Annotated in this window: 12 protein-coding genes and 3 pseudogenes; 9 read left to right on the top strand and 6 right to left on the bottom strand. The window is 67.6% G+C overall.

The annotated features are described in order from the left end of the window. The first annotated feature begins 6 nt into the window (after positions 1-6). The 3 genes from OH735_RS37055 (at position 7) to OH735_RS37045 (ending at position 4,327) form a co-directional block, all read left to right on the top strand. On the top strand, positions 7-1,353 hold the full coding sequence (locus tag OH735_RS37055; RefSeq protein ID WP_406386146.1) for an MFS transporter: 1,347 nt from the start codon (positions 7-9) through the stop codon (positions 1,351-1,353). A 55-nt stretch (positions 1,354-1,408) separates the two neighbouring features. Next, the gene (gene hutH / locus OH735_RS37050; RefSeq protein ID WP_406386145.1) at positions 1,409-3,100 is read left to right on the top strand and encodes a histidine ammonia-lyase; all 1,692 of its coding nucleotides are present in this window, start codon (positions 1,409-1,411) and stop codon (positions 3,098-3,100) included. A gap of 96 nt (positions 3,101-3,196) precedes the next feature. Next, complete coding sequence (locus tag OH735_RS37045; RefSeq protein WP_406386143.1) at positions 3,197-4,327, top strand: MBL fold metallo-hydrolase; 1,131 nt, start codon at positions 3,197-3,199, stop codon at positions 4,325-4,327. Between the two features lie 580 nt (positions 4,328-4,907). Here the strand turns inward: OH735_RS37045 and OH735_RS37040 are convergent. Continuing rightward, complete coding sequence (locus OH735_RS37040; RefSeq protein WP_406386142.1) at positions 4,908-5,330, bottom strand: hypothetical protein; 423 nt, start codon at positions 5,328-5,330, stop codon at positions 4,908-4,910. After that, positions 5,327-6,156 (bottom strand): annotated as a pseudogene (locus OH735_RS37035) (IS5 family transposase). Before OH735_RS37035 ends, OH735_RS37040 begins: the two are co-directional and overlap by 4 nt. A gap of 114 nt (positions 6,157-6,270) precedes the next feature. Here OH735_RS37035 and OH735_RS37030 point away from each other — a divergent pair. From OH735_RS37030 to OH735_RS37015, 4 genes and pseudogenes are all read left to right on the top strand, one after another. Next, positions 6,271-6,837: pseudogene (locus OH735_RS37030) on the top strand (heparinase II/III family protein); the annotation flags it as partial. 24 nt (positions 6,838-6,861) lie between these two features. Further along, complete coding sequence (locus tag OH735_RS37025; protein ID WP_406386905.1) at positions 6,862-8,100, top strand: heparinase II/III-family protein; 1,239 nt, start codon at positions 6,862-6,864, stop codon at positions 8,098-8,100. Between the two features lie 135 nt (positions 8,101-8,235). After that, positions 8,236-8,580, top strand: a complete 345-nt coding sequence (locus tag OH735_RS37020) for a hypothetical protein (protein WP_406386141.1) — start codon at positions 8,236-8,238, stop codon at positions 8,578-8,580. Then, positions 8,463-9,257: an IS4 family transposase gene (locus OH735_RS37015; protein ID WP_406386904.1), complete on the top strand. Its 795-nt coding sequence runs from the start codon at positions 8,463-8,465 to the stop codon at positions 9,255-9,257. Before OH735_RS37020 ends, OH735_RS37015 begins: the two co-directional genes overlap by 118 nt. A gap of 111 nt (positions 9,258-9,368) precedes the next feature. On the opposite strand, the gene OH735_RS37010 is transcribed toward OH735_RS37015, so the two are convergent. Next, positions 9,369-11,120: an IS1182 family transposase gene (locus OH735_RS37010; RefSeq protein ID WP_406386139.1), complete on the bottom strand. Its 1,752-nt coding sequence runs from the start codon at positions 11,118-11,120 to the stop codon at positions 9,369-9,371. Positions 11,121-11,529: 409 nt separating this feature from the next. Between OH735_RS37010 and OH735_RS37005 the strand changes: the two genes are divergently transcribed. Beyond that, a complete protein-coding gene (locus OH735_RS37005) occupies positions 11,530-12,180 on the top strand; it encodes a hypothetical protein (protein ID WP_406386138.1) in 651 nt (216 codons plus the stop codon). A 130-nt stretch (positions 12,181-12,310) separates the two neighbouring features. On the opposite strand, the gene OH735_RS37000 is transcribed toward OH735_RS37005, so the two are convergent. Then, the gene (locus OH735_RS37000; RefSeq protein WP_406386137.1) at positions 12,311-12,658 is read right to left on the bottom strand and encodes a hypothetical protein; all 348 of its coding nucleotides are present in this window, start codon (positions 12,656-12,658) and stop codon (positions 12,311-12,313) included. A gap of 4 nt (positions 12,659-12,662) precedes the next feature. After that, a pseudogene (locus OH735_RS36995) lies at positions 12,663-13,492 on the bottom strand (IS5 family transposase). A gap of 80 nt (positions 13,493-13,572) precedes the next feature. Here OH735_RS36995 and OH735_RS36990 point away from each other — a divergent pair. Further along, positions 13,573-13,743: a hypothetical protein gene (locus OH735_RS36990; protein ID WP_406386136.1), complete on the top strand. Its 171-nt coding sequence runs from the start codon at positions 13,573-13,575 to the stop codon at positions 13,741-13,743. Positions 13,744-13,855: 112 nt separating this feature from the next. Here OH735_RS36990 and OH735_RS36985 read toward each other — a convergent pair whose 3' ends face one another. Beyond that, a complete protein-coding gene (locus OH735_RS36985) occupies positions 13,856-15,562 on the bottom strand; it encodes an alpha-L-fucosidase (protein WP_406386134.1) in 1,707 nt (568 codons plus the stop codon). Positions 15,563-16,054: the final 492 nt, after the last annotated feature.

Here is a 16,054-nt window from a genome sequence, read left to right as displayed (position 1 = left end):
ATCCCCATGACGACCACGACCTCACACCCCATGACGGCCTCCTCGCGCACCGTGGCCCGGCGCTCGGTCGCCGCAGCCTCGTTCGGCAACGCCCTCGAGTGGTACGACTTCTCCGTCTACGCGTTCTTCGCCGGCTACGTCGCCCACAACTTCTTCCTGACCAACGACCCGACCTCGGCGCTGATCAGCACATTCGTCGTGTTCGGCGCGGGATTCGTGGCCCGCCCGCTCGGCGCCGTCGTCGTCGGCATGTACGGCGACCGGCGCGGCCGCAAAGCCGCCCTGATGCTCTCCATGGCCACCATGGGGATCGGCACCCTGGTTCTCGCAGTAACACCACCGGCCGCATTTATCGGCTTCGCGGCGCCCGTCCTGCTTCTCGTCGGCCGACTCCTGCAAGGCTTCTCCGCCGGAGGCGAGATCGGCGGCGCTGCCGCCTACCTGATCGAGCAAGCACCGCCTGACCGACGCGCGCGGTACGCCTCCTGGCTGCAGGCGTCCATGGGGATTTCGAATCTCCTCTCCGCAATCGTCGGCGTCACCATCACCACGCTGTTCTCCGAATCCGCAGTCAACGACTGGGCATGGCGCATCCCGTTCATCATCGGACTGCTGATCATCCCCGTCGGCCTCTACATCCGGCGCAGGCTGCCCGAGACCAACACCTTCGAACACCACCGCACCCAAGAACGCCCGAAGCCCAACCCGTTGAAGCGGCTCCTCACCGAGCACCCCAAGGCGATCCTCACTGGGTTCCTTTTCTCCGTGCTGTGGACGGTATGCGTCTACGCCCTCGTCATCTACGCGCCGACCTACTACCGGGAAGAGTCCGTCGGACTCGGGTTCACCGCCCAACAGTCCTTCACCGCCTCCCTGGTGGGCAACATCGTGCTCGTCGTCGGTTGCCTCCTCGCAGGACGCCTCGCGGACCGGACCGGCTGCAAACCGGTCGTCATCGCCGGATCGCTCGCCCTGCTCGTCCTGCCGCTGCCGTGCCTGCTCCTGCTGCACGCACGACCGACCATGGCCGTCCTCGTGACCGTACACAGCCTGCTGTGCGCCGCCGTCGCCGCCTTCGTCGGCGTCGCACCGTCCACCCTGCCGCGGGCGTTCCCAGTGGCAGTGCGCTCCACCGGCCTGTCGCTGAGCTACAACATCGCCGCCATCTTCTTCGCCGGCTTCACCCCAGCGCTGATGACCTGGGCGACCGTCCGGATCACCGTGTACGCCCCTGCACTGTGGGTCGCCGTCGGCTCGCTGGCCTGCTTGATCGCGGTGCCCGCCCTGTTCCGGCAGATCCATCACGTCGCCGCGGACGAGGACACCGACACCCTGTCACTGAAGCACCCGTAGAGGAGCTGAGTTGCGCACGACACGGACATCTATACCGGCGCGCGTCCTGCCTTTGGTGGTTGCTCTTGTGGTCACCCTGACCGCGGCAGCCGTCAGTGCCCCGAGCACCAACAGCCTGGGAGCCCCGACGGCGGCTGATCAGAAGTCCAGCCCACTGAGGGTCACATTGGACGGCGACTCGCTCGACTGGCCCACCTTGACCAGGGTGCTGCACGCGGACTCGGTATCCATCAAGCTGTCGGAGAACGCCCGCACGACAATGGCGAAAACCCGCCAGGGAGCGCTCGACACGGTCGACGGTGGTCAGCGGGTGTACGGCTGGAACCAGGCGCTCGGCCCGCTCAAGGACAAGCCGCTCACAGCGGACGAGCAGCAGGAGTTCCAGCGCCGAGTGCTGCGTTCGCACGCCGCCGGAACCGGCGGCGCCCTGCCGCCCCGCATCGCCCGCCTGGCGCTTGTCCTGCGGGCCAACTCCATGGCCCGCGGTGCGATGGGCGTACGTCCCGGACTCGTCGAACGCATGCTGTCGCTGGTGAACGCCAGCGTGATCCCGAAGATGCCGGAGATCGGGTCCCTCGGCACCGGTGACCTGCAGCCGATGGCCGCCGCAGGACTGAGCCTGATCGGCGAGGACAACGAGGTGACCTACCGGGGCAAAACGGCATCCGCACGCACGGCGCTGCGCGCGGCCGGGCTGCCCGAACACTTCACGCTGGCATCAGGCGAAGCCCTCCCCCTGGTCAGCGGTAGCAGCGTCCTCACCGCCCGCTACATCGACGCCGTCGACAGGACCGAGCGCCAAGTCGGTGTCCTTCAGGGTGCGTTCGCCCTGTTCCTTGAGGCCACCCGAGCCGAACAGGGTGCTTTCGACCCGCGCACCCACGACGAACGCCGCATACCGGAAGAGACCGAGGCGGCCCGGCAGATCCGCGCACTCGTGTGCGGCACTGGGTGGATGACTGACCAGGGGCGCAAACAGGCGGGGGAGACAGCACCGCGTGTCCAGGACTCAACGTCCGTACGCGCGGCCCCGCACATCGTCGGTGCCCTGCTTCAGACGCTCACCAAAGCCCGGAAGACCACTGTACGGGAAGCCAACGCCTCCACCTCCAACCCGCTGCTCTTCGCCAAGCCCGGTGGCGGATACGAATTCGTGATGGGCGGCAACTGGGACGCCGCGCTCATCGGACACGAAATCGACACCCTCAACGCGCAGGTGGCCGACGCCGGCGTGCTGTCCCAGGAGTTCTCCGGCCGGCTCCTCGACCCCAAGTGGAGCCACGGCCTGCCCGCCAACCTGGCAGGTGGCCCGGTCGGACTCAACTCGGGGATGGTGCAGGTGCAGACCGTGGCGGCGGCGCTCGTCCCGGAGATGCAGGTCGCCGCGACTCCAGCGGGCACGCTCTCGCGGCCGGTCAAGGGCGGCCAGGAGGACCACAACACCATGGCGATGGCCTCGATGCGCAACCTGACGGAGAATCTGGACCGCCTGGACACCGTGCTCGGAGTGCAACTGGTCATGGGGGCCCAAGGCCTCGACCTCATGCGACAGAAGATGGCCGGGCTTCCGGTCGGCTCCGGCACGCAGGCCATCCACGCGGTCGTCCGCCAGCACATTCCCGCACTCGGTGACGACCGGCACATGAGCCCGGACGTCGAGAAGGCCACCAGCCTCGTCCACGGCCAGACCATCTCCGACACCGTGGACACGGCACTCGCATCCACGCCGGACAAGTGTCCGGCATAGGCCAACGCCCCACCCTCATCCCCAGGCCGAGCAGTCTGGCCCAACCATCCGACGCATGGGAGAACTCCAGTGTGTGAGTTTCTTGCACGGGCAACAGTGTCACGGCGCGGGTTCCTCGCCGGCGCCGCCGCTACAGGGCTCAGCGCGGCCACGCTGAGCCCCACGCCCGCGGCTGCGGCCACCAGCGACGCCGAGGCCGCTGAGCTGACCCGTACCGCACAGCGACACCGTACCCGGCTCGCTCTGCTCGGCACCGTGGGAGGCCCCACTTGGTACGGAGACCACTCCGACCACGGCATCTGCTCGGCGCTTCTGGTCGGTGATCAGGCGTACCTGGTCGACTTCGGCTCGGGCGCCTACCGGCAGCTCCGCCACGCAGGGGTGGCACCAGGCCAGGAGCGGGCGCTTTTCATCACCCATCTGCACAGCGACCACGTCATCGACCTCGCCTCCCTGCTCATGTACGACCCGGGCGCCCGGCACAAGGCCGCCTCCACGCTGCACATCGTCGGGCCCGGACGCCGAGGCCCGCTGCCACCGCTCCCGCCGGGGCTCCCCGAGCCGCCTCTGGAGAACCCTGACAACCCCGGCGCCGGAACCGCGGACATGGTCAACTCCCTTTTCGCCGCACACGCTGCGGATCTCAACGTCCGCATCCGCTCAGAAGGCGGTGCCGACGTCCGCCGCCACATCCGGGCCCACGACATCGCGCTGCCCCCAGGCCACGACGCCGACCCAAACAAGACCACAGCACCCGACATGGACCCCTTCGTGGTCTGGGAGGACGAGAACGTCCGCGTCAGTGCAACACTCGTTCCGCACGGTCTGGTCTTCCCTAACCTCGCCTACCGGATCGACACCGAAGACGGCTCAGTCGCGTTCTCCGGGGACACGGCAGTAAGCGAGAACCTGATCCGGCTTGCTCGCGGAGTGGACATCCTCGTACACGAGGTGATCGACATGGAGTGGATCAGGGAGGTAGTCGGCCCCCAGCCCTGGAACCCGAGCCAGCAGGCGCTCTACGACCACATCGTGGGCGGCCACACTCAGATCCAGGAGGTGGGCCCGGTAGCCGAACGCGCAGGCGCGAAGACCCTTGTCCTGTCCCACCTAGTCCCCGGCGGCCTCCCCAACTCCCACTGGCAGGAAGCGGCCAAGGGCTTCTCCGGCCGGACCATTGTGGGCCGGGATATGACCCAGATTGGTGTGGGGCGCCGTTCTGCCTGATCTGGCCTGAAACCTCGAGCAACCTCGCGACGCACTGGCTGCCTCGCCGACCGTGCACCACCTGGAACACCGCTCGGTTCACGCGCCGTTGCCCGAGCGGTACGGATCTCGGCCGCCCATCACCCCAAGGTGGCCGGGATCCCGTCAGGGGTTCGGGGAGTATCCGAGCAGGGATGACCGCTACGGCGTTCAGTTACCTGAACGCTTCGGTGCCCCGGTCAGCGGCCCTGGCGGAATGGGTTGTACGCCTCGAAGACTCTGTTGCCGAATTTGTGGCGCGGGGTTGTCCTGATCCGGGATGATCTTGCTCGCGGTCGTTCTCCCGTCGCCGGCCGCGGGGGTGTTGTGGGTGTCCATGCGTCCGGTAGGTCTTCCGCCGGTGCCCGAGCGGACCGCGGTGATAGCCCGCAGGGCGTTCCTGAAGGGCAGCTTGCCGATGCGGGTGGACTGGGCCAGCGACCACCACGACGTCGCCCTGATCGATCAAGCGGGGGAACTGTTAGAGTGCGGTACGTGATGCAATGCCCGTTTCGGGCTTGGGGTTGGGTGAGGAGCCTTGGTCGGCGGGGTGGGCTGGCGGTCAGGTGCGGGGCTGAGTGAACAGGCCGGGTTCGGGTTCGGTGAGGATGCCCCGTGTGACCAGGCGTTTCAGCTTGCACCGGATGCCTTCGGTGTTTTTCGGGAGGATCGGCAGGTCGAGGGCCTCGCACAGATCGCGGGCTCGCATCGGACGGCCGGCTTCGGTGAGGGCGGTGAGTATCTGCTGGTAGGCCGGGTGGTCCGGCACGTCGGGGCGGGGCGTCTCATCGGCGGGTGCCGGAGCGGGGATGGCGAGGAGGGTCTTGCGGGTAATGCGCAGGTTCTCGCTCTCCGCGTCGAGTTCGCTGAGGCGTGCGGTGAGTTCCTCGACGCGGGAGCGGAGCTGTCCGGCCTGCTCACCGAGTTCGCGCTCACGGGCCTCGATATATTCCAGGACGGCGCTGATCTGCGGGTTCTCGGTCACGCTGTCCTCCAGGCGGGGACGGTGGCGCCGGTGAGCCGGCGGGCCATGACAGAGGTCATCGCCCAGAAGACGCGAGAGCGGGAACTGGCGGTCCGGTGCTCGTAGTCACGGACCAGCCGCCGGTAGAACATCAAGATCCCGTTCGTCTGCTCCACCACCCACCGCTTGGCCTGCGGGACAAATCCCTTGTCGGCCGGGTTGCGTTCGACGATCTCGACGTCGATGCCGTGTCGTTCGCCGTGCTCAACGACGCTCTTCTTGAAACCCTGGTCGACCAGAGCCTTACGCACCGTGTCGGCCTGTTCGGCCACGCCGTCCAGCAGCGCGATACCAGCGGCGTTCTCGTGCGCGGAAGCCGGCAGCACGACGGCCTCGACGACCAGGCCCAAAACGTCCACGGCCAGGCATCTCTTGCGGCCCGGCACCCGCTTCGCGGCATCCCGGCCCGTCGTAGTGGACGGCACACCGACGGCGGCATGAATACTCTGCGTGTCCAGAACGACGAGGCTCGGGTCGGCTAATCGCCGCTTTTTTCCCGCAGCTGCCATCGGAGAAGATCGTGGATGGTCTGGTCGGTACCGTCGTCGCGCCATTTGTAGAAGTAGTACTTCACCGCACCGGCGGGCGGCAGATCGTGGGGCAACAGGTCCCACTGGCAGCCGGTGCGGTTCTGGTACAGGATCGCGTTCACGATCTCCCGCATCGCGTATCTGCCCTGGTGACCACTGACCGACGGGTGCCCGGCCTTCCAAGCACTGATCACGGGCTCGACCAACACCCACTGCTCGTCGGAGACATCACTCGAGTACGGCTTGCGATCACCCATCCCGCCACCCAAGCGAATCCCGAACGCTTGACCGGCCATGATGCCCCAACATCACCCCATCGAGCGACGACAAACCTGACATAAAGTCACGTACCGCACTCTCAGAGCGGCGACGAGACGATCGCCGCCGGACTGACAAGCCTGATCACCGACTTCATCCGCGACGCCGACAGCTACGGCACCGCGTACGGCGCCGGCTCCTTCCCGCGCAGCCTCGACACCGGCAACCGCATCGTCAACTGGGTATACGCCTACGAGTCCCTGCGCACCAGCCCGTCCCTCACCGCCGCCGACAACACCGCGATGCTGCGCACGATCGAGAAGTCCGGCCGCTATCTGGCCGTGGCCTCGGGCCCCAACCCCAACTGGATCCAGTTCCAGAAGCAGGCGCTGACGGCGATCGCCGTGCACTTCCCCGAGTTCCGGGGCAGCGCCCAGTGGCTGGAGAACGCCCGGACGTACCTGTCCGCGCAGTTCCGCACGGCGTTGTATCCCGACGGGGGTTACGTCGAGTCCACCGACGGCTACGCCTGGGGTGTCGTCGACACCTTCGGCGGGCTGACCAAGTACCTCCAGGACAACGGCTACGAGCTCGGCGGCAAGGCCGAGCTGGACCGGCTCGTGCGCTTCCTCGCCGACCAGAACCTGCCCGGCGGCTTCAGCCCCGCCTACGGCGACAGCGGCACCTTCGACCGCCGCCCTGCGCTGCTGCAGTACGGCGAACTGCTCGGCGACGCCACGCTGACGTACATCGGCTCCGACGGCGCCCGCGGCACGGCCCCCGACCACACCTCGGTCCTCTATCCGGACACCCGCGTCGCCGTCCAGCGCAGCGGCTGGCGGCCGGACGCGGCGTATCTGCGGATCAACGCCGACCGCGGCCCGCACTCCCACCCCGACGATCTGGCCGTCACCGTCTGGGCCGAGGGCAACCGGCTGCTGCCCGACATGGGCGCCTTCACGTACTCCAACGACCCGCGGAGCAACTGGCTGCGCTTCACCACCGAGTCGCACAGCACAGTCGAAGTCGACGCCACCGCCCAGAAGGTCGGCGCGGCCGCCTCCATCGACCTCTTCGCCACCAACGGCGCCTTCGACCTCACCCGTGCCTGGACCGACGGCAACTTTGCCGCCCGGCACACCCGCACAGTGCTGTTCGTACGGCCCGGCCTGTGGATCGTCTCCGACCATCTCAGGCCGTCCGACACCGCGAACCACGTCTACCGGCAGAACTGGCATCTGCTGCCCGAGGCCCGGCCGGCGCTGGAGAACGGCAGCCGGGCGACCGTCACCAACTTCGCCGAGGGCGGCAATCTGCGCCTCGTCCCCGCCCACCCCTCATCGCTCCGGGCAGAGGTCCGTAACGGCTACTACTCGCCGGTGTTCTACAGCGTCACGGACAGCAACTACGTGACCTACACGCGCGAGGGCTCCGGCCCGGTCACCTTCGACGCGCTGCTGCTGCCCGTTCCCGCCAGCCAGCAGTCCCCCGCCACGGTCGAGGACCTCGCCGTGGCGGGGGCGGCGGCCGGTGAGGCCTCGGCGATGGCCATCACGTTCAGCACGGAGCGCACGGCCACCTACGCCGTGGCGCACACCGCGCCGCGGTCGCCGATCGCCTTCGGCGCGTACACCTTCGACGGCACGGTGGCCTACGCGGAGGCGGACTCGCAGCGGCGGACGTGGCTGCTGTACGGCGGGTGCAGGCTCGCCACGAAGGACGCCGTGCTCGTCGACTCCCCGGTGGCGCTGAAGGACTTCGCGGTCCGCCTCGACCCGGCGCGCGGGACGGTCGCCATCGACGGCACGGGGCTCGTCCCCAGCACGGACGCCGACAGGGCCGTCAGGATCCACGCGCCCTGGGCGGCATCGGTGACGCTCAACGGCGAGGCGGTCTCGTTCACCGTCAAGTCGAGCAAGCTGCTCGCCGCCGCGGCGGGCTGACCCGGCTCGAGCGGCCCGCCGCGGGCGACGTCTGCATCGCCCCGGCGGGCCCCTGGCCGCCGGGGCGATGCTGCAGTGCGCCCGAGACGTAGGACGGCGAGAACCCGAACACGCACCACCGCGGGCCCTTCGGGCGTGACCGGCGCCATCCGCCACGCCCTGGCGCTCAACCTGCGCCACCACGGCCAGCAATTCGGCGCGGACAATCTGCGCTGGTCTGACCTCTACGTGGACGTGCTCACGGCACTGAAGTGGGTTCACTCCGTGGACCCGGAGACGGCCGTGTACGTGGCCCGCCGCGCCCTTCAGGAGGCAGCGGATGACGGCGACCGCCAGGCCGCGCCCCTGAAAGACGCAGCGCTCTGCCTGCGGCACTCCCTGACTGGGCAGACACGGCAGCCAACGCAGAGTTCTTCGGGCGGCCCGCTTCCAGTCGGGGGGAGCGGGCCGCGTTTCCGCAGGCCCGCCTGGTGGCATTGACGGAATGCGGCACCCATGCGGTCTTCGACGCTGTCACCGGCCCGTGCAGCGTGTCGGAGATCGAGTTGTCCCGGCAGCTCGTCGGGCGGCTGGAGCCGGGCCAACTGGTCCTGGCCGACCGGGGCTTCTACGGGTTCCGCCTCTGGCAGCAGGCCGCGGCCACAGGAGCGGATCTGCTCTGGCGAGTGAAAACGAACCTGCGGCCCCGGTATCTGGAAACCCTGGCCGACGGGTCCTGGCTGGCCCGGATCGTCCCGACGTCGGGCACGAACCGGGCCGCGACGGAGCCGCTCACGGTCAGAGTGATCGACTACACAGTCGATGACAGCCGGGGCAACGCCGAGGAGTACCGGCTGTTGACCACGATCCTCGACCCTGCCGATGCCGGCGCCGAGGACCTCGCAGCCGCCTACGCCCAACGGTGGGAGATCGAGACCACCTTCGACGAGCTGAAAACCCACCAGCGCGGGCCCCGCGCGGTACTGCGCTCGAAAGCCCCCAACCTTGTCCAGCAAGAAATCTGGGGACACCCGTGCTGCCACTACGCCATCCGCACCCTGATGGCCGACACTGCCGCGCACGCCGGCTACGACCCCGACAGAGTCTCCTTCGTCAAGGCCCTCCGTATCGCCCGTCGTTCAGTCGAGCAGAGCGCATTTTCCCCCTCCGGGCACTGACGCAGCCGACGCGATCTGGCATCACGCCATCCGATGGCTCACCCAACATCTCAACCCAACACGCCGAAAACGCTCACACCCCCGAGTCGTCGACTCTGCTGCGCAATTCGTTCAGGCGGAGAGTCGGTAGCTGAGTCGTTCGAGCCTGCTGTGGCGGGGACGATCGAGGGGGTCTGTGGTCCAGTGCGCGTCGAGCCTGATTACGTTGAGTGCGGTGGCGGAGAAGGCGTGTTGGAGGCGGACTTTCGGTAGGCCGCGGTAGCGGGCCCGGCGGATGCCGGTGATGTCGAGGGCCTGGTTGATGGTGCCCTCGACGCCGGCGCGCAGGGCGTACTTGTTCTTCCAGGTGTCGGTCTTCTGCTCGGCGCGGGCCCGGGCGAGGTTCTCGTGGAGTTCCTCGGGTCGCAGGGTGAGCATGCGGCGCCCGGTCTTCGAGGTGGTGCACTGCTTCTGGAAGGGGCAGTCTCGGCAGGTCAGGACACTGAAGGTGATGACGATGGCGTCGGTGCCGTGCTGTTTCACCGGGTTCCAGTGGGAACTGGTCTTCCCGGCGGGGCAGCGGACCTGGCGGGTCTTCCAGTTGATGGTGAAGGCGTTCTTGTCGAAGCCCTCGGCGGCCTTGGCCTGCGCGGAGCGGTCCAGGAGAACGGGGGTCACCATGCGGATGCCCTGCTTCAGGGCCTTGGTGATCAGGTCGGCCGACGGGTATCCGGAGTCGAGGTAGTGCTCGGCGGGCTTCACCTCGCGCTCGGCGAGGTTCTTCTGGATCGGCGCGGTCGCCTTCACATCGGGCACGGTCGCGTCGGTGGTGTGCACGTCGGTGATCAGATTCGGCATCACCCCTGCCCCTGCCCCTGCCCCTGCCCCTGCTACGGCGTCGGCGTCGGCGTCGGCGTCGGGGAGTTTGGTGCAGGTCTCCGTGAGGTGGATCTTGTAGCCCATCCAGAACAGGTCATCGTCCTTGGCCGCCCACCGTGCGTCACGGTCGTAGGGGGAGGCCAGGCGGAGTTGACCGGGCGGGACACCGTCGTCGGCGTCCCGCTTCCTGATCACCTGCCGTCCCCGCGTGTCGCTGCGGATGATGTAGGTCTGCACGAGGACCTGCCGCAGCAGGTGCACGGCCTCGATCTCCCGGATCCAGCCCGGGGCGTCCTCGGCCCAGGCCGCCCGGCACAAGGCGAGGGCATCCTGCCCGAAGACCTGGGCGAGACGGTCACGTCTGGTCTGCGAGGGCGGCATGCGCCAGCCGTCGACCCGCGGGCCGTACCGCTCGGCGAACTCAGTGACGTCGATCTGCCCGGCCAGCCAGACCGGGGCCGCGACCGCCAGGGCCTCCAGGGCCGCTCGCACGCTCTCCCCGGCCAGCTCCAGGCGGTTCAAGTCCCGCACCGCACTGATCACATGGGTGGAATCGGTACGCTGCTTGCCTCCGGCCGCCACCAGACCGGCCTCCTTGCAGTGCTCCAAGAGCCGGTCGAAGACCACCCGCTCCATACCATTGTCCGCGAGCCGGGTCCGGAACCTGGACAGCACACTGGCGTCGAATCCGGTGTCCGTCAGCTCCGCACCGAGCGCGTACTTCCAGTCGATCGCCCGCACCGCCATTGCCGCGGCCTGCCGATCCGTCAGATCCTCGGCGAACTGCAACACCGTCACCAGCGACAACACCCCAGGTGACAGGCCCGGTGCCCCACGCACCCCGAACGCGGCGGAGAACGGCTCATCAGTGAAGACCTCCGCCAGGCGGTTCCGCACCCGTATCGCCAGACTCCCCTTCGGGAACGCCGCCCGAGCCACCATCACGGTCTGCGCCGGGATCTCCGGCAGCCCCACCCGGCGCATCGACATCCGTACCGCCTTCACGGCCGCAAGACAGAGAAGCGACCTCAGGAACGATCATCGCGGACCCGCCCCACCCCCGCAGCGAATTGCGCAGCAGAGTCGTCGTCAAACGCAAAGTCCTGAAATGGGCCGCGAAACGCTCCCACCACACACACTGACCCCAGCCCAAACACAGCCCCCACATCATCATCCAAAACCACTAACTGAACGGTATTGCCTTTAAGCGAGGTCCCCCGGCGGCCGTCTGCTGCACCAGAGTTCAGTCGGGGGCCAGTCAGAGGACATTCTGAGCCGGTATGCCCGATTCCCACACTTGGCTTGGGCCAGGCACCGTCCTGGCGGTCACGTGGTCCTTCGGCGGCATCTACAGTGTCCCGAGGTAAAGCAGGCGGGCGGGGGGACGGCAGATCAGAAGGGCTGACTCAAGAACGTGGTGCGGATCGAGGGATTGGCGGGCCTGAAGCCCGTCCATCAGCGTCAGGCGGCCGTCCTGGCCCTGTGGCGGTGGCGCGCGCCGATACTCGCGTTCGAATTGGATGCAGAGTGGGGCGTCGACCAGTCCGTGCTGGAGTCGCTGTTCCGACTGGCAGCATCACCCGCTGGTGAACAGTCGGATCGCGCATACCGGCGAGCAATCGTCGAGCTGTGCACGGCCCCGCTCTTCACGTCTGATATCGACCCGGACACGGTCCAGCTCTTCCAGTTGGAGACCATCAGCAACCTGCTGACCTTCGGCGAACTGCTGGACAAGGCTGGCGTAGACGAAGTCGAGCGAGTGGTCGAAGCCTCGGCCGGCCTGGCGAACTACCTCGACGGTCTCGTCGAGGGCTCCTTCTACTCTCATCCCTCGGAGGAAACTCACCGCCAGTACCTCGCCGACCTGGCGGACCGGGAGAGCGAGGGCTATTTCGCGTCGCGCCACTTCGCTGTCGAGACCGCCTGTCATGGTGCTCTCGGGGTTCTCCCCGTTTCCGCAGGGCTGCTCGACTCGTCCACGGGTCGCGAGCTGCTCGCGCTCTGCGAGGACTTCGGCGAAGAGCTCGTCACAACGATGCAGTGGCTCCGCATGACGGGTCACTAGCGTCGTGAGCCGGATGGCAAGTGCGGCAGCCGTGACGGACGGGTGGCCTGAACGGAGGGCTGCTACGGGCGGCGCTGGATGAACAGGCCTGGTTCGGTCTCGGCGAGGACGCCCAGGCTGACCAGGCGCTTCAGCTTGTGCCGAGTGCTCTCGATGTTCTTCGGCTTGAGCGGGAGGCCAAAGCCTGGCACAGGTCGCGGGCACGCATCGGTCCAGCAGCGTCGGCGAAGACGTCGAGGATCTGCTGGTAGGCCGGGTGGGCCGGCAGAACGGGCGGCTCCTCGGCTGGCTCCGGGGTCGCCGGCGGGAGGGCGAGGAGCGTCTTACGGGTCACTGCCAGGCTCTCGACCTCCTCGTCGAGTTCACGCAGGCGCACGGCGAGCTCGTCCATCTGCGCACGGATCTGCACTGCATCGCCGACGACCTCGCGTTCGCGTGCATCTATCCGCTCCAGAAGCGGCGCGACCTGGTCATCCATGCCTTCACCCGCGCCAGGTGGGCGTGGTCTGGCCGGTGAGGCGGCGCGCTATCACGTCGATCATGGCCCAGCGCACCCTGGACTCCGAGGACTTCGGCCTGCTCTCGTAGTCCCTCACGAGCCGCCGAAACAGCATGAGGATGCCGAGCGTCTGCTCCACGATCCACCTCTTGGCCTGCGGAACAAAACCGACGCCCTTGACGGCGGGGTTGCGCTCGACGATCTCGACGTCGATGCCGAGCGTGGTGCCGTGCTCGACGACGGTCTTCTTGAAGCCCTGGTCCACCAGCGCCTTCTTGATGGTGCCGATGGGGGCGACCTGGCCGAGGAGCGCGATGCCGAACGCGTTGTCGTGGGCGCTGGCAGCCAGCACGGTCACGGCGATAACCAGGCCGAGGACGTCCACCGCCAGCCCGCGCTTGCGGCCCGGCACCGTCTTGGCCGCGTCCTTCCCGGTCGTGGTGGTGGGCACGTTCACCGCCGCGTGGACGCTCTGCGTGTCGATCACGACCAGGCTCGGGTCCTCCGACCGCCCGGCCTTCTCGCGGACCCGCCAGCGCAGCAGGTCGTTGATCTTCACGTCCGTGCCGTCGTCGCGCCAGGCGCGAAGTAGTAGTTGACGGCTGACTTCGGCGGCAGGTCGTGCGGCAGGTGGTCCCACTGGCAGCCGGTCCTGCCCTGGTACAGGATCGCGTTGACGATCTCCCGCATCTCGTACCGACCCTGATGCCCAGTCGGGGACGGGTTGTCGGCCTTCCACGCCGAGATCACCGGCTCGCTCAGCGCCCACCACTCATTGGACAGGTCGCTCTCGTAAGGCTTGCGGTCACTCACCCAGACAGCCCAAAAGGACCAAGCAGCCCGACCGACCCGAATCACCCAAACCCACACGATCAGGTGACCACAAGACCGTCATGCCGGCTCAGAATGCCCTCTCAGACAACGACCTCCCCCAAGTCGCGCAACGCGTCCTGGCCCGAGGGAACCTGACCGCCGCGATGCGTCAGCGGGCCATGCACGAGAAGAAGGGGCAGCTCGTCGACGTTGTCGCCGAGGCCGTCCGCGAGACGTCGTCGGGGCCGTAAGAACGCCGCGGGTGGTGAGGGCGCTGTACACCCCACCGCCCGCGGCGCTCATGAGCCGGAGAGAGGACCCCGGTGCCGGCTCGGGAGGGAAGTCGGCACCGGGATCGGACGCTCAGGAGTTCCCGCGGTAGCCGTCGACGGTGATGTTCGTGACGGTCGCCCCCAACGGATCAGCAAAGTAGTCGGGGTCGGCCAGTGCGATCGTGATCGGCGTGATCCGTTGCGATCGGTACCGAAGGCCGTCCACCGCTCCGGAAGCCAGCTGCGCTCCAGTGGCCACCACGGACGTCTCGCCGAGGGTGATCCGGTACTTCGTGTCCGCCTTGAACGTGCCGGACACAGTGACCCTGGCCGCGTTCCAACCGCTGCTGCCATCCTGGCCGGCCAGCCACCCGGTCACGGAGGACGCATTGCGGCCGCCGTTGATGGGTGAGAGCCGACTGGTCAGAGAACCGGCGGCGATCGAGAAGTGCCGGTCCGCGCTGACGGCGGTGCCGGCCGGCCGCACGAGCGGCGCACCGTCCGTGTGCACCTTGATGACCGGCAGGTCGGCATCGGTCGGCTGAGCCGGCAGGGTGATCACCAGATCGTTGCCGTCCATCCGGTACGGCAGTTGGTCAGCCGTGCCGTCCACCGTGACGTCGAGGATCGTGCTGGCCATACCGGGCAGCCTGATGTCACCACCGCCGTTCGGCCAGCTGCTCACGCCGAGGTAGACCGCGTTGCCCTTGATCGTGCTGTCGCCCCAGGACATCCGGCCGTAGAGCGTCGGCCGGGCACCCTCGACGGCGTTGGGGTGGCGTGCGTTCCAGGCGCCGATTCCGGCCATCACACCGGCCTGGAAGTCGTCGATGGCGCCGTTGCCCTGCGGTCCGACGTTCAACAGGTAGTTGCCGCCGCCCGATGTCACGGTGAACAGGGACCTGACCTGCTGGGTGGTCTTGAACGTCTTGGAGGTGTCGGAGCGATCGGCGCTCGGCCAGGTGCAGTAACCCCAGCACATCGGGAAGATCGAGTAGGCAGACTGCCACGGCGCCTGCAGCTGCCTGGTCGGCACCGAGTTGTCGCCGCCGACCTCGAAGTCGCCCTTGTTGTTCCAGACCCGGGAGTTGACCATCGTCTGTGGCTGCAGCTGGTGCACCGTCGCCGCCATCTCCGCGCTCTGTGCGGCGGTCGGCTTGCCCATGTCGAACCACAGCTCGTCGAGCTGCCCGTACTTCGTCAGCAACTCGGTCAGCTGCGACTTGATGTACGGCATCATCGAGTCGGGAATCGGGTTCAGGTTCTGATACGGCTCGGGGGTCTGCAACGTCCAGTCGATGATGGAGAAGTACAGACCGAAGCCCATGCCCTGAGCGCGGCAGGCGGCGCTCAGCTCCTTGATGGGATCACGGCCGAACGGTGTCTGAGCGACGACGTTGTAGTCGGTGGTCGCGGTGTCCCACATGGCGAAGCCGTCGTGGTGCTTCGACGTGAGCACCAAGTACTTGGCACCCGCCGCCTTTGCGGTGGCGCACCACTGGGCCGCGTCGAACTTGTCGGCGGTGAACTGGTGCGCGCTGGCCAGGTAGTCGGAGGTCGGGATGTTCATCCACGCCTTGATCTGCTCCGGGTAGCCGATGGTCTGCTGCACCCCGTTGTAGTAGCCACCGTAGGAGGAGAACATGCCCCAGTGCACGAACATGCCGAACTGGAGCTTCTCCCAGTTCGCGATGTTCGTGTCGGTGCTCAGCGGGATCGCTGCGGGGTAGGCATCGATGGGCTCGGGGGCTGGACTGGCCTGGGCCGGGCCGCCGGCGGCCAGAGCGCAACCGGCCACGAGGGCGGCTGTCGCGAACGCCGCCTTCAAACTTCTGGTCAAACTGGTGACTTGGGGGTGCATCGTCACTGTCCTCCCGCTGCTTCTGCAGCCGTGTGTGAGTGGGATCTCCTGGCATCCGACTGAAGACTCAAACATCGGTTCTATTGATCTTGAGGCTGCCTAATAAAGCCTGTCAAGGGTACTTGCAGCGAGAAAGGGCTGAAATCATCGGAGGTATGCCGTCGACGGGTCGCATTGGACGGGGCGAGCCCCAGTGTCCGGGGTTCGAGTAGGAACGGACCAGGAAACCGGCGCTGCTGTCAGAGGGCTCTACCTTTTTGACTGGGTTGGTCCTCCCACTCGTAAGGTGAGGGCACCCAGGGGAGCCGGGTGTGGCTATCAGAGGGCTGTCGACTCGTGGCTGGAAACGCTTCGCCGCCCGGCTTCCCACGACGACTCGGCCGCCGATTAGGAAGTGCGAACAAGTCGCTGCGTAGAGCAATGCCGGCG

It is taken from the genome of Streptomyces sp. NBC_01618 (assembly GCF_045209435.1).
Classification (GTDB): Bacteria; Actinomycetota; Actinomycetes; order Streptomycetales; family Streptomycetaceae; genus Streptomyces.
The sequence above is the reverse complement of the archived record's forward strand: the minus strand, read 5'-3'. Positions and strand labels throughout refer to the sequence as shown.